The 17918-nt window shown below is 73.1% G+C and carries 13 protein-coding genes and 1 tRNA gene; 6 read left to right on the forward strand and 8 right to left on the reverse strand.

Translation table 11 applies throughout. From position 1 onward, the window contains the following. Nucleotides 1–51: 51 nt before the first annotated feature. From RLT58_RS21695 to RLT58_RS21705, 3 genes are all read right to left on the reverse strand, one after another. Nucleotides 52–1026 (reverse strand): ribose-phosphate diphosphokinase, encoded by a 975-nt coding sequence (locus tag RLT58_RS21695; protein WP_311312036.1) that lies wholly within the window; start codon nt 1024–1026, stop codon nt 52–54. 120 nt (nt 1027–1146) lie between these two features. After that, a complete protein-coding gene (gene glmU / locus RLT58_RS21700; protein ID WP_311312037.1) occupies nt 1147–2595 on the reverse strand; it encodes a bifunctional UDP-N-acetylglucosamine diphosphorylase/glucosamine-1-phosphate N-acetyltransferase GlmU in 1449 nt (482 codons plus the stop codon). A gap of 109 nt (nt 2596–2704) precedes the next feature. Continuing rightward, a tRNA-Gln gene (locus RLT58_RS21705) sits at nt 2705–2775 on the reverse strand. A 161-nt stretch (nt 2776–2936) separates the two neighbouring features. Between RLT58_RS21705 and RLT58_RS21710 the strand changes: the two genes are divergently transcribed. Next, nucleotides 2937–4244 carry a sensor histidine kinase gene (locus RLT58_RS21710; protein WP_311312038.1) on the forward strand — a complete coding sequence of 436 codons (1308 nt, stop codon included), beginning with the start codon at nt 2937–2939 and terminating at the stop codon, nt 4242–4244. A gap of 39 nt (nt 4245–4283) precedes the next feature. Here RLT58_RS21710 and RLT58_RS21715 read toward each other — a convergent pair whose 3' ends face one another. Then, nucleotides 4284–4817 carry an SUKH-3 domain-containing protein gene (locus tag RLT58_RS21715; protein WP_311312039.1) on the reverse strand — a complete coding sequence of 178 codons (534 nt, stop codon included), beginning with the start codon at nt 4815–4817 and terminating at the stop codon, nt 4284–4286. Nucleotides 4818–4827: 10 nt separating this feature from the next. Then, nucleotides 4828–5361, reverse strand: a complete 534-nt coding sequence (locus tag RLT58_RS21720) for a YwqJ-related putative deaminase (RefSeq protein WP_311312040.1) — start codon at nt 5359–5361, stop codon at nt 4828–4830. Between the two features lie 304 nt (nt 5362–5665). Between RLT58_RS21720 and RLT58_RS21725 the strand changes: the two genes are divergently transcribed. The 3 genes from RLT58_RS21725 (at nt 5666) to RLT58_RS21735 (ending at nt 10146) form a co-directional block, all read left to right on the forward strand. Then, nucleotides 5666–6643 (forward strand): SMI1/KNR4 family protein, encoded by a 978-nt coding sequence (locus RLT58_RS21725; RefSeq protein WP_311312041.1) that lies wholly within the window; start codon nt 5666–5668, stop codon nt 6641–6643. Nucleotides 6644–6648: 5 nt separating this feature from the next. Further along, nucleotides 6649–9057 carry an SUKH-4 family immunity protein gene (locus tag RLT58_RS21730; protein WP_311312042.1) on the forward strand — a complete coding sequence of 803 codons (2409 nt, stop codon included), beginning with the start codon at nt 6649–6651 and terminating at the stop codon, nt 9055–9057. A 192-nt stretch (nt 9058–9249) separates the two neighbouring features. Further along, nucleotides 9250–10146 carry a cellulose-binding protein gene (locus RLT58_RS21735; protein ID WP_311312043.1) on the forward strand — a complete coding sequence of 299 codons (897 nt, stop codon included), beginning with the start codon at nt 9250–9252 and terminating at the stop codon, nt 10144–10146. A gap of 76 nt (nt 10147–10222) precedes the next feature. Here RLT58_RS21735 and RLT58_RS21740 read toward each other — a convergent pair whose 3' ends face one another. From RLT58_RS21740 to RLT58_RS21750, 3 genes are all read right to left on the reverse strand, one after another. Beyond that, the gene (locus RLT58_RS21740) at nt 10223–11833 is read right to left on the reverse strand and encodes a sodium/solute symporter (RefSeq protein ID WP_311312044.1); all 1611 of its coding nucleotides are present in this window, start codon (nt 11831–11833) and stop codon (nt 10223–10225) included. Continuing rightward, on the reverse strand, nt 11830–12315 hold the full coding sequence (locus RLT58_RS21745; RefSeq protein ID WP_311312045.1) for a DUF485 domain-containing protein: 486 nt from the start codon (nt 12313–12315) through the stop codon (nt 11830–11832). The genes RLT58_RS21740 and RLT58_RS21745 overlap by 4 nt, the downstream gene beginning before the upstream one ends. A 168-nt stretch (nt 12316–12483) precedes the next feature. Next, complete coding sequence (locus RLT58_RS21750) at nt 12484–14079, reverse strand: MDR family MFS transporter (RefSeq protein WP_399131662.1); 1596 nt, start codon at nt 14077–14079, stop codon at nt 12484–12486. A 391-nt stretch (nt 14080–14470) separates the two neighbouring features. Here RLT58_RS21750 and RLT58_RS21755 point away from each other — a divergent pair, with 391 nt between their 5' ends. Together RLT58_RS21755 and RLT58_RS21760 are read left to right on the forward strand one after the other, a co-directional pair. Continuing rightward, nucleotides 14471–15259 (forward strand): ABC transporter ATP-binding protein, encoded by a 789-nt coding sequence (locus RLT58_RS21755; RefSeq protein ID WP_311312046.1) that lies wholly within the window; start codon nt 14471–14473, stop codon nt 15257–15259. Continuing rightward, nucleotides 15256–17838 (forward strand): ABC transporter permease, encoded by a 2583-nt coding sequence (locus RLT58_RS21760; protein ID WP_311312047.1) that lies wholly within the window; start codon nt 15256–15258, stop codon nt 17836–17838. The genes RLT58_RS21755 and RLT58_RS21760 overlap by 4 nt, the downstream gene beginning before the upstream one ends. Nucleotides 17839–17918 lie beyond the last annotated feature (80 nt).

The raw sequence follows: 17918 nt of genomic DNA on the forward strand, positions 1-17918 counted from the left end.
AAGTGGATCTTCTGTGACGCCCGGCGCGTACCGGCGCCTGCCGTTTTCCGCCTACTGCTCCTCGAAGAGGCTCGTGACCGAGCCGTCCTCGAAGACCTCGCGCACCGCGCGCGCGATCGTCGGCGCGATGGAGAGCACCGTGATCTTGTCGAGCTCCAGCTCGCCCGGGGTCGGCAGGGTGTCCGTGAAGACGAACTCGCTGACCTTGGAGTTCTTCAGCCGGTCCGCGGCCGGGCCGGAGAGGACACCGTGCGTCGCCGTCACTATGACGTCCTCGGCGCCGTGCGCGAACAGGGCGTCGGCGGCGGCGCAGATCGTGCCACCGGTGTCGATCATGTCGTCGACCAGGACACAGACCCGGCCCTCGACGTTGCCCACGACCTCGTGGACGCTGACCTGGTTGGGCACGTCCTTGTCGCGGCGCTTGTGCACGATCGCCAGCGGGGCGTCCAGCCGGTCGCACCAGCGGTCGGCGACCCGGACGCGGCCGGCGTCCGGGGAGACGATCGTCAGCTTCGTGCGGTCGACCTTCGCACCGACGTAGTCGGCGAGGATCGGCAGCGCGAAGAGGTGGTCGACCGGGCCGTCGAAGAAGCCCTGGATCTGGTCGGTGTGCAGGTCGACGGTGAGGATGCGGTCCGCGCCCGCCGTCTTCATCAGGTCCGCGATCAGCCGCGCCGAGATCGGCTCACGGCCGCGGTGCTTCTTGTCCTGGCGGGCGTAGCCGTAGAACGGCACGATCACCGTGATGGAGCGGGCCGAGGCGCGCTTCAGCGCGTCCAGCATGATCAGCTGCTCCATGATCCACTTGTTGATCGGAGCCGTGTGGCTCTGGATCAGGAAGCAGTCGGCGCCGCGGGCGGACTCCTGGAAGCGGACGTAGATCTCGCCGTTGGCGAAGTCGAAGGCCTTCGTCGGCACGAGGCCGACACCCAACTGGTGCGCAACCTCCTCGGCCAGCTCGGGGTGGGCGCGGCCGGAGAAGAACATCAGTTTCTTCTCGCCGGTCGTCTTGATCCCGGTCACAGCACAGTCTCCTCAGACGTGTTTCTGGCGCTGCACGCAGATGTCCCGATGTGCAACGAGCCAGCCGAAATGGGGTGAGCATCTATCACGGTACGCCGTGCGCGACGCACCTGTTTCCGGTCAGCTTTCGCCGCCGGCCTCCTCCGCCGCGGCCTGAGCCGCCTGCGCGGCCGCGCTGCCCGGACGCTTGCGGGCCACCCAGCCCTCGATATTCCTTTGCTGGCCACGGGCCACGGCCAGCGAACCGGACGGTACGTCCTTGGTGATGACGGAGCCGGCCGCGGTGTAGACGCCGTCCCCGACCGTGACAGGCGCCACAAACATATTGTCCGAACCGGTACGGCAGTGCGAGCCGATCGTCGTGTGGTGCTTGTTCACGCCGTCGTAGTTCACGAAGACGCTGGCGGCACCGATGTTGGTGTGGTCGCCGATGGTCGCGTCGCCCACGTACGACAGATGGGGAACCTTGGTCCCTTCGCCGATCGTCGCGTTCTTCATCTCCACGTACGTACCGGCCTTGGCCTTGGCGCCCAGCCTGGTGCCCGGCCGCAGATAGGCGTACGGACCCACGCTCGCGCCCGGTCCGACCTCGGCGCCCTGCGCGACGGTGTTGTCCACCCGCGCGCCCGCGTGCACGACGGTGTCCGTCAGCCGCGAGTTCGGCCCGACCTCGGCGTCCTCCCCGAGGTGCGTGGCGCCCAGCAGCTGCGTACCGGGGTGCACGATGGCGTCCCGCTCGTACGTCACGGTCACGTCGATCAGCGTCGACGCCGGGTCCACCACGGTCACCCCGGCGGTCATCGCCCGCTCCAGCAGCCGCTGGTTCAGCAGCCGGCGGGCCTCGGCGAGCTGCACCCGGTTGTTGATCCCGAGGATCTCCCGGTGGTCGCCGGCGACCGAGGCGCCGACGCGGTGCCCGGCCTCGCGCAGGATGGACAGCACGTCGGTGAGGTACTCCTCGCCCTGGCTGTTGTCGGTGCGGACCTTGCCGAGCGCGTCCGTCAGGAGCTGCCCGTCGAACGCGAACACCCCGGAGTTGATCTCCCGGATCGCGCGCTGCTCCTCGGTGGCGTCCTTGTGCTCCACGATCTCGGTGACCGCCCCGGTCGCCGGGTCGCGGACGATGCGGCCGTAGCCGGTGGAGTCGGGGACCTCGGCGCTGAGCACGGTGACGGCGTTGGCGTCGGCGGTGTGGGTGGCGGCGAGCGCGGCCAGCGTCCCGCCGGACAGCAGCGGGGTGTCGCCGCAGACGACGATCACGGTGCCCTCGACGGTCCCGCCCAGCTCGTCGAGCCCGACGCGCACCGCGTTCCCGGTGCCCTTCTGCTCGGCCTGGTAGGCGGTCCGCACCTGGGCGTCCGCCCCGGTGAGATGCGCGGTGACCTGCTCACTGGCGTGGCCGACGACCACGACGAGATGCTGCGGGTCCAGCTCGCGGGAGGCGGCGACGACATGTCCGACGAGCGAACGCCCGGCGATCTCGTGCAGGACCTTGGGGGTCTTCGACTTCATGCGGGTGCCCTCACCCGCTGCGAGGACGACGACGGCTGCCGGGCGTACGGAGCTCACGGATATGCCCTTCGGCTTCGGGTGGTGGACATCCGCAGGATACCGGGGGGCCGTCCGGCCGGAACGGGGGCGGGCCCCGACCGCATCGGTCGGGGCCCGCTCGCAGAAGCTCCCCTGCCAGGATTCGAACCCGGACAAATGGCACCAAAAGCCACTGTGCTGCCGTTACACCACAGGGGACAGCAAAGCCGATCGACTGGACATACCGTCAGGCCGTCGATCGGGCAGACAACACTATGCCGCACGAGCGCCCTCTGCCGCGACGGGTCATCGCGGCCGGAAGCGCACCCGCTGTCCGGGTCACCCGAAAATGAGGTGCGCCCGCCCGTACGCTGGATGCCATGACCGCAACGGGGGCAGACCGGGAAGCGGCGGGACCGACCACCCGCGGCTACTGGTGGTGGGAACGGCGACGGAGTGTCGCACTGGATGTGGGACTGGCGCTGGTATCGGCGCTGGAATGCGCGCTGGAAGGGGTGGATTTCGCGGGGGACACCGGGCTGCCGGTGCCCCTGGGGGTGGTGTTCGGACTGTTCGCGGGGGCCGTGCTGCTGGTGCGCCGGCGGTGGCCGATCGCGGTGGTGCTGGTGTCGATCGCGACGACGCCGGCCGAGATGGGCTTCCTGATGGGTCTGGTCGGCCTCTACACGCTGGCCGCCTCCGACGTGCCGCGGCGGATCACCGCCGTGCTGATGAGCATGAACCTCGTGGGGACGTTCATCGTCACCTACGTACGGCTGCGCCAGGGCGTCAACGCCAACGCCGACTTCGGGCCCGGCGACTGGTACGTCCCGATGCTCTCCCTCTTCATGGCCGTCGGCCTGACCGCGCCGCCGGTCCTCTTCGGCCTCTACATAGGGGCGCGGCGCCGGCTCATGGAGAGCCTGCGGGAGCGGGCGGACTCGCTGGAGCGGGAGCTGTCGCTGCTCGCGGACCGGGCCGAGGAGCGCGCCGAGTGGGCGCGCACCGAGGAGCGGACCCGGATCGCCCGGGAGATGCACGACGTGGTCGCCCACCGGGTGAGCCTGATGGTGGTGCACGCGGCGGCCCTCCAGGCGGTCGCGCCCAAGGACCCCGCGAAGGCCGTGCGCAACGCCGCGATCGTCGGCGACATGGGGCGCCAGGCGCTGACGGAGCTGCGCGAGATGCTCGGCGTGCTGCGCACCGGGGAGCCGATGGTGGCGCGGGTGACCAAGGTGCCGCTCGCCTCCGTCGGCCGCACGGCCCCGGCAGCCGCGGAGGACGGGCCCCGGCTGGAGGCGGTGGAGGTCCTGGTGGGCCAGTCGCGGGCGGCGGGGATGACGGTCGAGCTGTCGGTCGAGGGCGAGGCCCGGGTCTACGCGCCCGAGGTCGAGCAGACGGCGTACCGGGTGGTGCAGGAGGCCCTGACGAACGTGCACAAGCACGCGGCGGGCGCCAAGACCTGGGTCCGGCTGGCGCACCGGGGCGCCGAGGTCGCCATGCAGGTGGAGAACGGCCCGTCGGACGCCGGCACGGCGGACGCGGGCCTGCCCAGCGGGGGCAACGGCCTGGTCGGCATGCGGGAGCGGGTGCTCGGACTGGGCGGGGTCTTCGTGTCCGGCCCGACGGACGCGGGCGGCTATCGCGTCTCGGCGGTCCTGCCGGACGGCGGCGGCTCGGCGGGGTGACCCTCGGCCCGGCTCGGACGACGGACGGGCCGGCGGCGGTCAGCCCGAGACCAGGCGCTCCGGCTGGATGCCGGTGACGAGCGTGGTGAGGGCCGCGTCGATGTCCGCGCCCAGGAACCAGTCCCCGGTGTGGTCGATGCTGTAGACCCGTCCCTCCGTGTCGATCGCCAGCACGGCCTGGCCGTCCCCCTCCTCGCCCAGTGGTGCGACCTCCGTCCCCAGCGCCCGGCCGAGGTCGCCCAGGGTCCTGGCCAGATGGAGTCCGCTCAGGGGGTCGATCCGTACCGCCGCCGGGGCGATCTGGCGGCCCGGGGCGGTCGCCGTGATGCGCAGGCCGCCGAATTCGGCCCAGGCCTCCACCGCCGCGGGGAACACGGCGTGCTGGTGGCCCGCGGGGGAGGCGTGCGAGCGCAGGGCGTCGGCCCACTCCTCGGCCAGACGGATGTCCCAGCGGCCGGGCTGCCAGCCGGCGGCGCGCAGGGCGGCGTCGACGGCGATGGGGAACCGGGTGGTCGCGTGACGGTCCCGGCCGGCCGGTCCCGCTTGTTCGGGCAGTTCGGTGCGGTCGTGCATGGGGGCGCGGTCAGCCCTTCTCGGCGGTGGTGGCCGCCCCGGTCGTGGTGAGGTCGACGGGACGTACCCCGAAGTGGGCCAGCATGACGGAGCAGGAGCGGCAGGGCGCCGCGTAGCTGCCGTGCAGCGGGTCGCCGTCCTCGCGGATGCGCCGGGCGGTGAGCCGGGCGTGCTTGAGGGCGCGGCGGGCCTCGCCGTTGGTGAGGGGCTTGCGCTGGGCGCGCTTGGAGCGCCCGGTCTCGGCGGCGGTGAGGTGCCGGGAGAGCAGTATCGCCTCGGGGCAGCGGCCGGTGAACCGCTCGCGCTGACCGCTGGGAAGGGTGTCCAGGAAGTCCTGGACGAGGTGGTGGAGCACGGGCGGCTGGTCGCCCTTGCCCGCGGTGCAGGTGAGCGTTTCGCCGCGTACGGACAGGGCCGCGGCGACCGCCGGCAGGATGCCGTCGCGGCGGTGGCTGAGGCGGGGGGCGTGGCCCGCTTGCGTGCTGCTCCAGCTGAGTCGTGGATCCCCGGTGGTGACGGTCTGTGCAGAGTGTGCGGTGTGCATGGTGCTGTGTCCCTCCCGTGCCCGCAGCGGCCGCTGCCGAATGTGCACGCCCCCGTGTATGCGGGTGACAGCCTGCCAAATGTGTCGGGTCCTGTGAAAGCTGGGTCGGTGAAACGTGTCTGCGTGTCGCGCGACAGTGGCCGGGTCGTCGCCCTTCCGTCACACCGTTGTGACGGTTGGTGACGGAAGCGGCCGGGAAGCGGTGGGGCGGGACCCGTTCGGGTGACACCGCATAGGCTGTGCCTGGACCGCCCCCATGGGCAGGTCGGTCCTCACCAGCCAGACGCAGCAGGGGGCAACCGCCATGACGACAGGTCGGCTCGGGCAGCAAGCCGCGCCACCGAACGCGGCCTACGCCGGGCAGCTCGTGCACTTCCCGGACCCGGTCCGGGCGTCCCGCCACCCCACAGGTGTGCGCATGGACGGCAACGGCTGCCCGGACTTCGCGCCGTACGCGCGCGCCGCCGCCGAGATCGCCGAACCCCCGCAGGGCTTCGGCGTCGACGAACTGCGGCTCACCGACTACGTGTCGGCGAACGCGGCGCTGGCGGCCGCCGGCCATGAACTGTGGGACACGATCCCGGCGGTGGCCACCCCGCACGGCTGGACCTGGCACCACGTGCCGGGCGGCCGGCGGATGGAGCTGATCCCGGTCGAGGTGAAGGCGCTGCTGCGCCACCACGGCGGGCTGGCCACGACCGCGGTCGACCAGAACAAGCGGGGCACGCGTCCGCTCCAGGAGACCCGGCCCGCGCACTTCCGGCTCCCGAAGGGGGCCGTGGCGGTGAGCGAGCAGCAGATCCTGGGTGTCGAGGAGGACCTCGGCTACCGGCTGCCGGGCGCCTACCGCTCGTTCCTCAAGGCGGCGGGCGGTTCGGCCCCGGTCGGCGCGGTGCTCGACGCGGAGCTGGGGCTGCTGATCGACCAGCCGTTCTTCACGGTGCGCGAGGAGGCCGCCGTGAACGACCTGGTGTACGTCAACAAGTGCCTGCGGGACCACCTGACCAAGGACTATCTGGGCGTCGGTTTCGTCCAGGGCGGCATCCTGGCGGTGAAGGTCAGGGGCAACGGCATCGGTTCGGTCTGGTTCTGCGCGTACGACGACGCCAGGGACCAGGACGGCTGGACCGTGCAGGAGCGGGTGGACCGGCTGCTGCTGCCGTGCGGTGCGGACTTCGACGCGTTTCTGCAGCGGCTCGCGGGCAACCCGCCGGAGCTGGAGACGGTGGCGAACCTGATGGTGGACGGCGGCTTCGCGCAGGCCGTCCCGGTGGAGGGGTGAGCGCGATGGTGACCTTCGCACAGGCGCAGGAGCGGGCGGACGAGTGGGTCAACGGCGACGTCCCGGCGTATCAGCACCGTGAGGTGCGGGTCCGCGAGTTCGAGCTGGGTTTCGTGGTGTGGGCCGAGGACCGGGCCGACGGACCTGTCTCGGACGGCGGCCGCCAGCGGCTGGTGATCGCCCGGGACAGCGGCGAGGCCACGCTGTGGCCGGGGCTGCCGGTGGGCGAGGTGATACGGCGTTACGAGGAGGAGTACGGCTCGGTCGCCGCGGCACCGGCCGCCCCCGAGCCGCCGCAGCGCGTCGATCTGAACCAGACGTCGTTCCTGCTGAGCCCCCCGGAGTGGCTCCAGGAGGCGGCGGACAAGCTGGGTATCCCGGACCAGCGGGCGGACCGCCCCGGCGCCACCCCGCCCCCCTCATCCCCTTCTTCTTCCTCGCCCTCTCCCGTCGCGTACGAGCCGACCGCCTCGGACGGGGTTCCGGCGTCCTCGCCGCAGCTGCCGGTCGGGGCCACGCCCTGGGCCGGGACCGACACCAACACCGGCGCGGACTCCGACGACGCCGAGGTGGCGCTGTCGGCCACGGTGTTCGCGCCGCCGCTCTCGGGCGCCGACGACGAGGGCACGCCGCCCCCGGTGGTGGCGGCCGACGCCCCGACCGCGCTGATGTCGGGCGGCAGTCAGCTGCCCAGGACGGCCATCGTGCCGGGCCTGAACCCGCAGCGGCCCGCCGAGCCCGCGCCGCCCGCGCCGGGTCCGGAGACCCCGCCGCCGCCCGTGCCCGGTGGGCACACGCCCCCGCCCGGCCGCCCCGGTGCCGGGGACATCTCCGACGCCGCGACCAGCAAGGCGGCCGTGCCGCCGCGCGGGGCGCGCGGGAGCGGCCCGACGGCTCCGCCCCCGCCCGGAGCGCCCGGTACGCCGGGCGCGCGCCCGGGTGCTCCGCTGCCGCAGCCCTCGGGTCCGGGTGCGCCCGGCGCCCCGGCGGGCGGTTATGTGCCGACGCAGCTCGTCTCGCAGCTGGGCCCGCCCGGCGCACCGCAGCCGCCCGGCGCCCCGACGCCTCCGCCGCCGCCCGGTCCGACCCCGCCGCCCGGTGGCGGGGTGCACCATGCCGCGACGATGTTCGCCGACCCCGGCCAGGTCGGTCCGCAGGCCCCGCAGCCGCCGGGCCCGCCCGGCGTCCCGGGGGCTCCGCAGCCGCCCGGTCCGCCCGGTCCGCCCGGCGGGCAGCAGCCGCCTCCGCCGCCCGGTTCGACCCCGCCGCCCGGTGGCGGGGTGCACCACGCGGCGACGATGCTCGCGGGCCCCGGACAGGTCGGTCCGCGGGCCCCGCAGCCGCCGGGCCCGCCCGGTCCCCCCGGTGCGCCGATGGGCGCGCCGGCCGGCCACACCCCGCCCCCGGCGGCGTACGGCTATCCGCAGGCGCCGACCGGTCAGCCGACCGTCGGTCCCGGCTACCAGGCGGTGCTGCGCTACCGCGCGCCCGACGGCAGCGAGCAGCAGCTCATCCGCCGCTCGGCGCCGGGCACCCCGCACCCCGAGTGGCAGATGCTGCACGAGCTGCGGGCGATGAACGTGGCCCCGCAGCAGGTCATCGAGCTGCACACGGAGCTGGAGTCCTGTGAGCTGCCGGGCGGTTATTGCGCCCGGATGATCCGGGAGACCTGGCCGCAGGTGCGGATCACCAGCGTCGCCCCGTACGGCACGGACCACGCCAGCCGGCAGCAGGGCATGCAGCATCTGCTGACGCATCAGGGCGAGCTGCACCAGGTGGCCGACGGCCCGGCGCGGCCGGCTCCGGTGCGCGCGCCGCTGCCGCAGATGCCGCCCGCGATGCCGGTGCCGCCGGAGGCCATCGCGGAGGAGATGCTGCAGACCTTCGGTCCGCAGGGCGTGCTCCGCTTCGACCAGCGCGCGGTGTCGCGCCAGGGTGTGCCGGAGATCGTGGCGCGGACGCTGGTGTGGGCGGGGCTGCCCGCCGACTTCGGGCCGTTCTTCTGGGCGCAGCCGGGTCAGCCGGTGGTGCCGACGCTGGCGGAGCTGGCCGCGCAGCGCCAGGTGCAGCCGGCTCCGGACGCGGGCTCGTATCTCGTGATGGGGTCCGACTTCGGCCGGGCGATCTGTGTGCAGTACGGCACGGCGCACATCGTGGCCGTACCGGTGGAGGCGGGTCCGGGCGGGCAGTCGGTGCCGCCGCAGTTCGTCAACACCGGGCTGCCGGAGTTCACCCGTTCCATGGCGCTGCTGGGCCGGATGTGGCGGCTGCGGTTCGGCCTCAACCCGGAGCAGGCGGGCCGCTGGACGGTCGACTTCCAGGCGCAGCTGGTGGCGCTGGACCCGGCGGCGCTGGCGTCGCCGGAGAGCTGGTGGTCGGTGCTGCTGGAGCAGATGTGGGACGGCCTGATCTGACCGTTCGCGCGTGAGCGTCGTTCCCCGGGCGTGGTGTCCGGTCCCTTCGGGGGGCCGGGCACCACGCCTTCGGTGTCTGTGATGCCGGTCGCTTCCGTCCGGAAAGCGCCGCATCGAGTCGGACTTCTTTGCCAATTGCCGCATCCTTGACGTATTGCTCGATCGTCGGAGAGTCGGAAAGAGGCGTCAAGGATGAGTTCTGCACCGGTGTCCGCGCACGGCTTCGTCGGCGTACGCGGCCGTGGCTACCGCCCGGAGCAGGTGGACCGGGCCGTGGCCGCGCTGTCGGCGGAGCGGGACGGGGCCCTGGAGCAGGTGGCGCGGCTGACGGAGCTGGCGGAGCGGCTGGTGGCGGAGTCGGCCCGGCTGGACGAGGCCGTGGCGAAGCTGGCGCCGCAGGACTACGCGTCGCTGGGGGAGCGGGCCCAGCAGATCCTGGCGCTGGCCGAGGGCGAGGCGCGGTCGGTGCGGGCCGCAGCCCAGGAGGAGGCGCAGGGGCTGCGCGACGCGGCGGACGAGGCGGGGCGGGCGCTGCGCGAGTCCGCGCGGGCCGACGCGGAGGCGATGCGGGCGGCGGCGGTGGGCCGCGCCGATGAGGTGCTGGCCGCCGCCGGGGCGACCGCCGCCGAGCTGCTGGCCGGTGCGCGGCAGGAGGCGGTGCGGGTCCGCGAGGAGGCGGAGGCCGCGATGGCGGCGACCCGCAGCCGTACGGCGAGTGTGCTGGCGCACCAGGAGCAGGAGCACGCCGAGCGGTGGAAGGCCGACGGGCAGGAGCTGGCGGACGCCGAGGCCGCGCAGGCGGCGGAGCACGAGGAGCTGACCGCCCGCGCCGAGGCCGGTCTCGCCGAGGCCCGGAAGGCGCTGGCGGAGGCCGAGGAGGCCGCGCGGCACGGCCAGGAGGATGCCGAGGCGCGCGCCGCCGGGCTGATTGCCGAGGCCCGGGTGCGCGAGGAGCGCGTGGTGCGGGAGACGGAGCGGATCCTGCGGGAGCACGAGGAGGGCCGCGAGGAGGTGCAGGCGCACATGGCGCACGTCCGCAGCTCGCTCGCGGCGCTGACGGGCCGGGTGACGACCCCGGCGCAGGACTGAAGCGCGCGCCTTCACCGGGTCCGTCCCCGGGCCCGCCCTGTCCCCGGAGGCGGGCCTGCCCCCCCGGGGTCTGTCCTCAGGCGCGGCCCGTCGGGGGTGCTCCCGCCAGGATCCACGGCTCCTCGGCCTCGTACATCCGGCGCTCCTCCGTGGCGGTGCGGCGGCCCAGGCGCGAGCCCAGCCAGCCCGCGAGGAAGCCCGCAGGGACGGAGGCGAGCCCGGTGGTGGTGAGGGGGAACCAGTTGAAGTCCCGGTCGGGGAAGACGGCGCCGGGGGAGCCGGAGACCAGATTGGTGCCGGTCATCAGGACGAGGACGGCCGTCGTGCCGCCGATGAGGGTGCAGAGCAGCCCGGTCCGGGTGAAGTGCCGCCAGAACATGCTGTAGACGAGCGCGGGGGCCAGGGCCGAGGCGCCGACGCAGAACGAGAGCGCGACCAGGGCCTGGAGGTTCCAGTGCCGGGCCGGCACCGCGAGGGCGATGGTGAGCAGCCCCACGCCGGCCGCGGCCGCCTGGGCGGTGCCGATCTCGACGGTGGTGGTGACGGGTGGCCGGTCCGGGGAGCGCAGTCCGTGCGCGAACACGTCGTGGGCCAGGGAGTTGGCGCAGGCCAGGATCATTCCGGCGACCGAGGCCAGCAGGGTCAGGAAGATCGCGGTGGTCATGGCGGTGACGACGAGCGCTCCGGCCTCCCCGCCGCCGGCGACGGCCCCGGTGACCTGGAGGATCGCGCTGTTGCCCTGCGGCCCGGCGGCGGTGATGAGTTCGCGGCCGACGAGCGCGGCGGCGCCGAGGCCGATCACGGTGAGCAGCAGGCACAGGGGGACGACGACGGAGACGGCCCAGGACATCGAGCGGCGGACGGCGGGCGCGCTGCGGGCGCTGGACATGCGCATGGTGATGTGGGGCAGACAGGCCCCGCCGAGGACGACGGTCAGCTCGGAGCTGACCATGTCGGCCCCGTTGCCGCCGAACTGGAGCCCGGAGCGCAGATAGGCGGAGCCGGCGCCGCTGCCGAGGCGGGCGGCGTCGAGGAGGGCGCGGGTGTCCCAGTCGAACCGGTTCATGATCAGTACGGAGACGGTGAGGCAGGCGCCGGCGAGGACCACGGTCTTGACGATGTGGATGAGTGCGGTGCCCTTCATCCCGCCGATCGCGGCGTAGCCGATCATCACGACGCCGAGGGTGACGATGGCGCCGGTGCGGAACCCCGAGCCGTCGAACCCCAGGATGAAGGCGAGCAGATCGCCGCTGCCCGCGAGCTGGACGACCATCAGCGGGACGAGGGCGGCGAGGGTGACGGCGCAGGACGCGATCCGGACCGCGCGGCCGGGGGCGCGGCGGGTGAGCATGTCGCCCATGGTGAACCGGCCCGCGTTGCGCAGGGGTTCGGCCAGCAGGAACATCAGCAGGACGAGGGAGAGCGCGGTGCTCAGGGCGAGGACGAGGCCGTCGTAGCCGGTGAGGGCGATGACACCGGTGGTGCCGAGGACGGTGGCGGCGGAGACGTAGTCCCCGGCGACGGCGAGACCGCCCCGGCCGGGGGAGAGCGAGCGGTAGCCGGTGTAGAACTCGTCGAGGTCGTCGCGGTCGGGGCCGGTCATCACGCAGAGCAGCAGCGTCACGGTCGCCACCGCGATGAAGGCGACGAGGGACATCGTCTGCGCGGACGCGTCGAATCCGTTCACCGCAGCGCCCCCGTCCTGCGCAGTTCCGCGGCGAGCGGGTCCACCGTGCGCCGCGCGATCCGTTCGTACAGCGCGATCGCGAGGAACGTGACCGGGAGTTGGCACAGGCCCAGCGTCAGGCCCGTCGTGAGGCCGCCGCCGACGGGGCGGTTCATCAGCCCCGGCGCGAAGCCGGACAGCAGCAGGAAGGCGGTGAAGTAGCCGAGCGCGGTCAGGGTGGCGACGCGCCGCAGCAGCCGGTACGCGGTGCGCAGCCGGCGCAGGTCGCCGTGGTGTCCGGGCGGCGGTACGGGCGCGGCGGGCGGGTGTGCCCGGCGGGGCGGCGGCGCGGGCACCGAACTCTGCCAGGGCAGCAGGTAGTCGTGCTGCTGGGGCGGCGGGAAGGACGGTCTGCGGGCGGCCGGGGCGGGGCCGGACGGGGGCCGCTGAGGGCGCCCGCGCCGGGGCGGGTACGGGGGAGGGTGCGGAGGTTCGTACGACATGGCGGTGCCGCTCCTTGCATGGGCTCGGGCCCGGGGACGGGCTGCAAGGCAGCAGCGCGGCTGCGCTGCGGGAGCGCGAACGCTACTCGTGGGTACGGCGGCTGGGGAGGGGATATACGAAACTACCTTGGGTAACTCGCCTGTTGCCCAGGAATTGCGGGACAGCCCTTAGTCAGGTGGCGGTACGGGAGCGCCCTCGGGCTCGTCGGCGAGGACCGGGAAGCGCCGGGGTGCGACGAAGACCAGCACCAGCAGGGCCACCGCGGCGGCCGCCGCGGCGCCCAGGTAGACCTGGTCGACCGCGGCGTCAACGGCCCGGCGCAGATAGTCCGTTGCCGCCTGTGTGAGCGCCCCGGGGTCGTCCAGCGCGTGCGAGACGGAGTCCAGATCGCCCGGCAGCCCCGCGACGGGCGCGTCCGCGAGCCGGGAGGCCATGACCCCGTTGGCGACGGCCCCGAACAGCGCGGCGCCGATGCTCTGGCCCAGCTGGCGGCAGAAGAGCACGGAGGCCGTCGTCGTACCCCGCTCGGACCAGCCCACGGTCGACTGGACGCCCACGATCAGCGGCAGTTGGAAGAGCCCGAGCGCGGCGCCGAGCAGCAGCATGATCAGGGCGGGCTGCCAGGCCGCGCCCGGGTAGGGCAGCAGCGGGAAGGCGAGCAGGACCAGCAGGGCGCCGGTCATGCCGGTGATCGCGGTGCGGCGGAAGCCGATGCGGTTGTACACCCGGTTGGACAGGGCGGCCGACACCGGCCAGCTCAGCGTCATCACCGAGAGCACGAACCCGGCGGCGATCGGCCCGAGCCCCAGCACCGACTGGGCGTACGTCGGCAGGAAGACGGTCGGCGCGACCATCAGCAGGCCCATCGCGCCCAGGGCCAGATTGACCGAGGCGATGGTGCGCCGCCGCCACACCCAGCCCGGGATGACGGGTTCGGCGGCGCGCCGCTCGATCAGGACCGTCAGCGTGGCCAGCACGGCGGCCCCGCCCAGCAGGCCGAGGGAGGGCGCCGACAGCCAGGGCCAGGCCACCCCGCCCTGGACGAGCGCGGTCAGCAGCAGCGCACCGGTCGCGAACACGCCCAGCGAGCCCGCCCAGTCGATCCGGGGGCGGGGCGCGCCGGCCGCCCGCCGGGTGCGGGACGGCTCGTGGAGGTGGCGCACGACGAGCCAGAGCGCGAACGCCCCTACGGGCAGGTTGATCAGGAAGATCCAGCGCCAGTCCGCGTACACCGCGAACAGCCCGCCGAGCACCGGGCCCGCGACCGCCGACGTGGCCCAGACCGTGGACAGCCTGGCCTGGATCCTCGGGCGCTCCTTCAGCGGATAGAGGTCCGCCGCGATGGTCTGGACGGTGCCCTGGAGCGCGCCGCCGCCGATGCCCTGGACGACTCGGAAGGCGATCAGCGCGGCCATGTTCCAGGCGGCGGCGCACAGCACCGAACCGAACAGGAAGAGGACCACGCCGGTGATCAGGACAGGCTTGCGGCCGAAGGTGTCGGAGAGCTTCCCGTACACCGGCAGGGTCACCGTCACGGCCAGCAGATAGCCGGAGAAGAGCCAGGAGAAGACGGAGAACCCGCCCAGGTCGCCGACGATCTGCGGGACCGCCGTGGACACGATCGTGCCGTCGATCGCCGCCAGCGCCATGCAGAGCATCAGCGCGGCCACGACGGGACCGCGCCGCCGGGGCGCCGCGGGGGAGGGTGCGGGTCCCGTACCGGACCCCGATATCGCTTCCGTGCCGCCGCCCGCGCCGCTCACCAGGATTCCTTCCCCATGCACGTATGTGCCCGACACTGTCTCACCTGCGGCTCCCCGCCGGGAGACGGGGCGGCGTCGCGCAAGGGCTCCGCCCAGCGGTGTGGACCCTGGGGACCAGCCCCTGAGAAACCACTCCACCCGGGGGCGCAGACCCTTAGGGGGAGCTCCTTACTGCGGGCCGGGGAACGTTCCTCCCGGCGGACGACGTGGCAGGCGCCGCCCGCTCCGTAGCGTGTTTCACACACCGAGGGGGCGGCAGGCCGCAGGGGACGGGGTGGGGAAAACCCCACCCGAAGACTGCGCTGGGCACCAGCGCGCCGGACCCCCTGCGCACACCAGACTTTCCAGCAGACGGCGACAGTCCGTCGCCGACCGACATAGGAGAAAAACCGTGACAACGGCTGTAACCATTCCCAGGCACGGGGGCACTGGAGGGCGTACGGCCGTGGCTGCGCGGGCGCGGCAGGTCGTCAAGGCGTACGGGACCGGGGAGACCCGGGTCGTCGCGCTCGACCACGTCGACGTGGACATCGACCGCGGCCGGTTCACGGCGATCATGGGTCCGTCCGGCTCCGGCAAGTCGACGCTGATGCACTGCCTGGCCGGCCTGGACACCGTGACCTCCGGTCAGATCCACCTGGCCGAGACCGAGATCACCGGCCTCAAGGACAAGAAGCTCACCCAGCTGCGCCGCGACCGCATCGGCTTCATCTTCCAGGCGTTCAACCTGCTGCCGACGCTGAACGCGCTGGAGAACATCACGCTGCCGATGGACATCGCGGGCCGCAAGCCCGACGCCGCCTGGCTGCGGCAGGTCGTGGAGACCGTGGGCCTGGCCGAGCGGCTCAAGCACCGGCCGACCGAGCTCTCCGGCGGCCAGCAGCAGCGCGTCGCCGTGGCACGGGCGCTCGCCGCCCGGCCGGAGATCATCTTCGGTGACGAGCCGACCGGGAACCTGGACTCGCGGGCCGGCGCCGAGGTGCTGACCTTCCTGCGCAAGTCCGTCGACGAGCTGGGCCAGACCATCGTGATGGTCACCCATGACCCGGTCGCCGCCTCCTACGCGGACCGGGTGCTCTACCTCGCGGACGGCCGGATCGTCGACGAGATGCACAACCCCACCGCCGAACAGGTGCTGGACCGCATGAAGGACTTCGACGCGCGCGGGCGGACGTCATGACCGTGTGGAAGACCTCGATGCGCAACTTCTTCGCGCACAAGGGCCGCATGGCGCTCTCCGCCGTCGCCGTCCTGCTGTCGGTGGCGTTCGTGTGCGGCACGCTCGTCTTCACCGACACCATGAACACCACGTTCGACAAGCTCTTCGCCGCGACCTCGGCCGATGTCACCGTCAGCCCGAAGTCGGCCGAGGCCGACGACACCCCGGACAACGGCAGGCCGGAGTCGCTGCCCGCCTCCGTCGTCGCGCGGGTCGGCAAGGCCGACGGGGTCGAGAGGGCCGAGGGCGCCGTCTCCAGCATGGCGGTCACGGTCGTCGACAGCCACAACAAGAACATGGGCTCCGAGACCGGCGCCCCCACGATCGCGGGCAACTGGACGCGCAACGACCTGCGTTCCATGGAGATCACCTCCGGCCACGCCCCGCGCGGCCCCACCGAGGTGATGGTCGACGCCGACACGGCGAAGAAGCACCACCTCGAGCTCGGTGACGAGCTGCGCACCATCGCGGTCACCGGCGACATCAAGGCGCGCATCAGCGGGATCGCCGCCTTCAAGGTGACCAACCCGGGCGCGGCGATCGTCTACCTCGACACGGCCACCGCCCAGCAGAAGCTGCTCGGCCGCACCGGTGTCTTCACCCAGATCGCGGTCACCGCCGAATCCGGTGTCAGCGACGTCCGGTTGAAGCAGAACGTCGCGAAGGCCCTCGACGGCTCGGCCGCGTACAAGCTGGAGACCCAGAAGGAGGCCGCGGCGTCCGACAAGGACTCCATGGGCTCGTTCCTCGACGTGATGAAGTACGCGATGCTCGGCTTCGCCGGGATCGCCTTCCTCGTCGGCATCTTCCTGATCGTCAACACCTTCTCGATGCTGGTCGCCCAGCGCACCCGTGAGATCGGCCTGATGCGGGCCATCGGCTCCAGCCGCAAGCAGGTCAACCGCTCGGTGCTGCTCGAGGCGGTCCTGCTGGGCATCGTCGGCTCGCTCCTCGGCGTCGCCGCCGGCGTCGGACTGGCCGTCGGGCTGATGAAGGTCATGGGCGCCGTCGGCATGGAGCTGTCCACCCAGGACCTCACCATCGCCTGGACGACCCCGGTGACCGGCCTCGCGCTCGGCATCGTCGTGACCGTCCTCGCCGCCTACATCCCGGCCCGCCGGGCCGGCAAGGTCTCCCCGATGGCGGCCCTGCGCGACTCCGGAACCCCGGCGGACGCCAAGTCCGGCTGGATCCGGGCCGGCATCGGCCTGGTCCTCACCGGCGCCGGCGCCGCCGCCCTGTGGTCGACGACGCAGGCCGACAAGGCGAGCGACGGCTCCGCCTTCCTCGGCCTGGGCGTGGTCCTCACCCTCATCGGCTTCATCGTGATCGGCCCGCTGCTGGCCGGTGTCGTCGTACGGGCGCTGAGCGTCGTCGTCCTGCGCTTCTTCGGACCGGTCGGCCGCCTCGCCGAGCGCAACGCCCTGCGCAACCCCCGCCGCACCGGCGCCACCGGCGCGGCCCTGATGATCGGGCTCGCCCTGGTGGCCTGCCTGTCGGTGGTGGGCTCGTCGATGGTCGCGTCGGCGACGGACGAGCTGGACAGGTCGGTGGGGGCGGACTTCATCGTCCAGACGGGCGGTGACGGGCGGCCGCTCACCGAGCAGGCCAGCGACGCGGTCGACGGGGCGTCGCACCTCGCGCACGTCACGCACATGAAGGAGGTGCCGGCCAGGCTGACCCTGCCGGACGGCTCCGCCCCGAAGGCGGGCCTGCTCGCCACCGAACCGACGTACACCCAGGACCTGTCACGCGACACGCTCTCCGGAGACCTCTCCGCCGCCTACGGCAAGGACGCGATGTCCGTCGGCTCGAAGTTCGCGGAGAAGCACGGGGTCAAGGTCGGTGACGAACTGACGGCCGCCTTCGAGCACGGCAGGACGGCCCGGCTGAAGGTCGCCGCCATCACCTCCGACGACTCCGCGCTCGACTCCGGGGCGATGTACATCAACCTCACCACGGCCATGCGGCACGTCCCGGCCGACCGCATGCCCCTGGACTCGGTCGTGTTCGCGAAGGCGGCCCCGGACCAGCAGGACCAGGCGTACACATCGCTCAAGGCCGCTGTGGCCGCCGACCCGACGGTCAAGGTGTTCGACCAGACCGGCTTCAAGCAGGAGCTGAAGGACCAGATCGGACAGCTCCTGAACATCGTGTACGGACTGCTCGCCCTGGCGATCATCGTCGCGGTCCTCGGGGTGGTGAACACCCTGGCCCTGTCGGTCGTCGAGCGGACCCGCGAGATCGGCCTGATGCGCGCCATCGGCCTCTCCCGCCGCCAGCTGCGCCGGATGATCCGGCTGGAGTCCGTGGTCATCGCCCTCTTCGGCGCCCTGCTCGGCCTCGGCCTGGGCATGGGCTGGGGCACCTCCGCCCAGGAGCTGCTGGCGCTGGAGGGCCTCGACGTCCTGGAGATCCCGTGGCCGACCATCATCACGGTCTTCGTGGCCTCGGCCTTCGTCGGGCTGTTCGCCGCCCTGGTCCCGGCCTTCCGGGCGGGACGGATGAACGTCCTGAACGCCATCGCCACGGACGGGTGAGACCCGCCTACCCGTAGACTGACCACCTCCGGCCCCGGGGCGTTCCTCCAAACGCCCCGGGGCCGGATCGCGTGCGGGCC

The sequence above is a fragment of the Streptomyces sp. ITFR-16 genome (assembly GCF_031844705.1).
Taxonomy (GTDB): Bacteria; Actinomycetota; Actinomycetes; order Streptomycetales; family Streptomycetaceae; genus Streptomyces.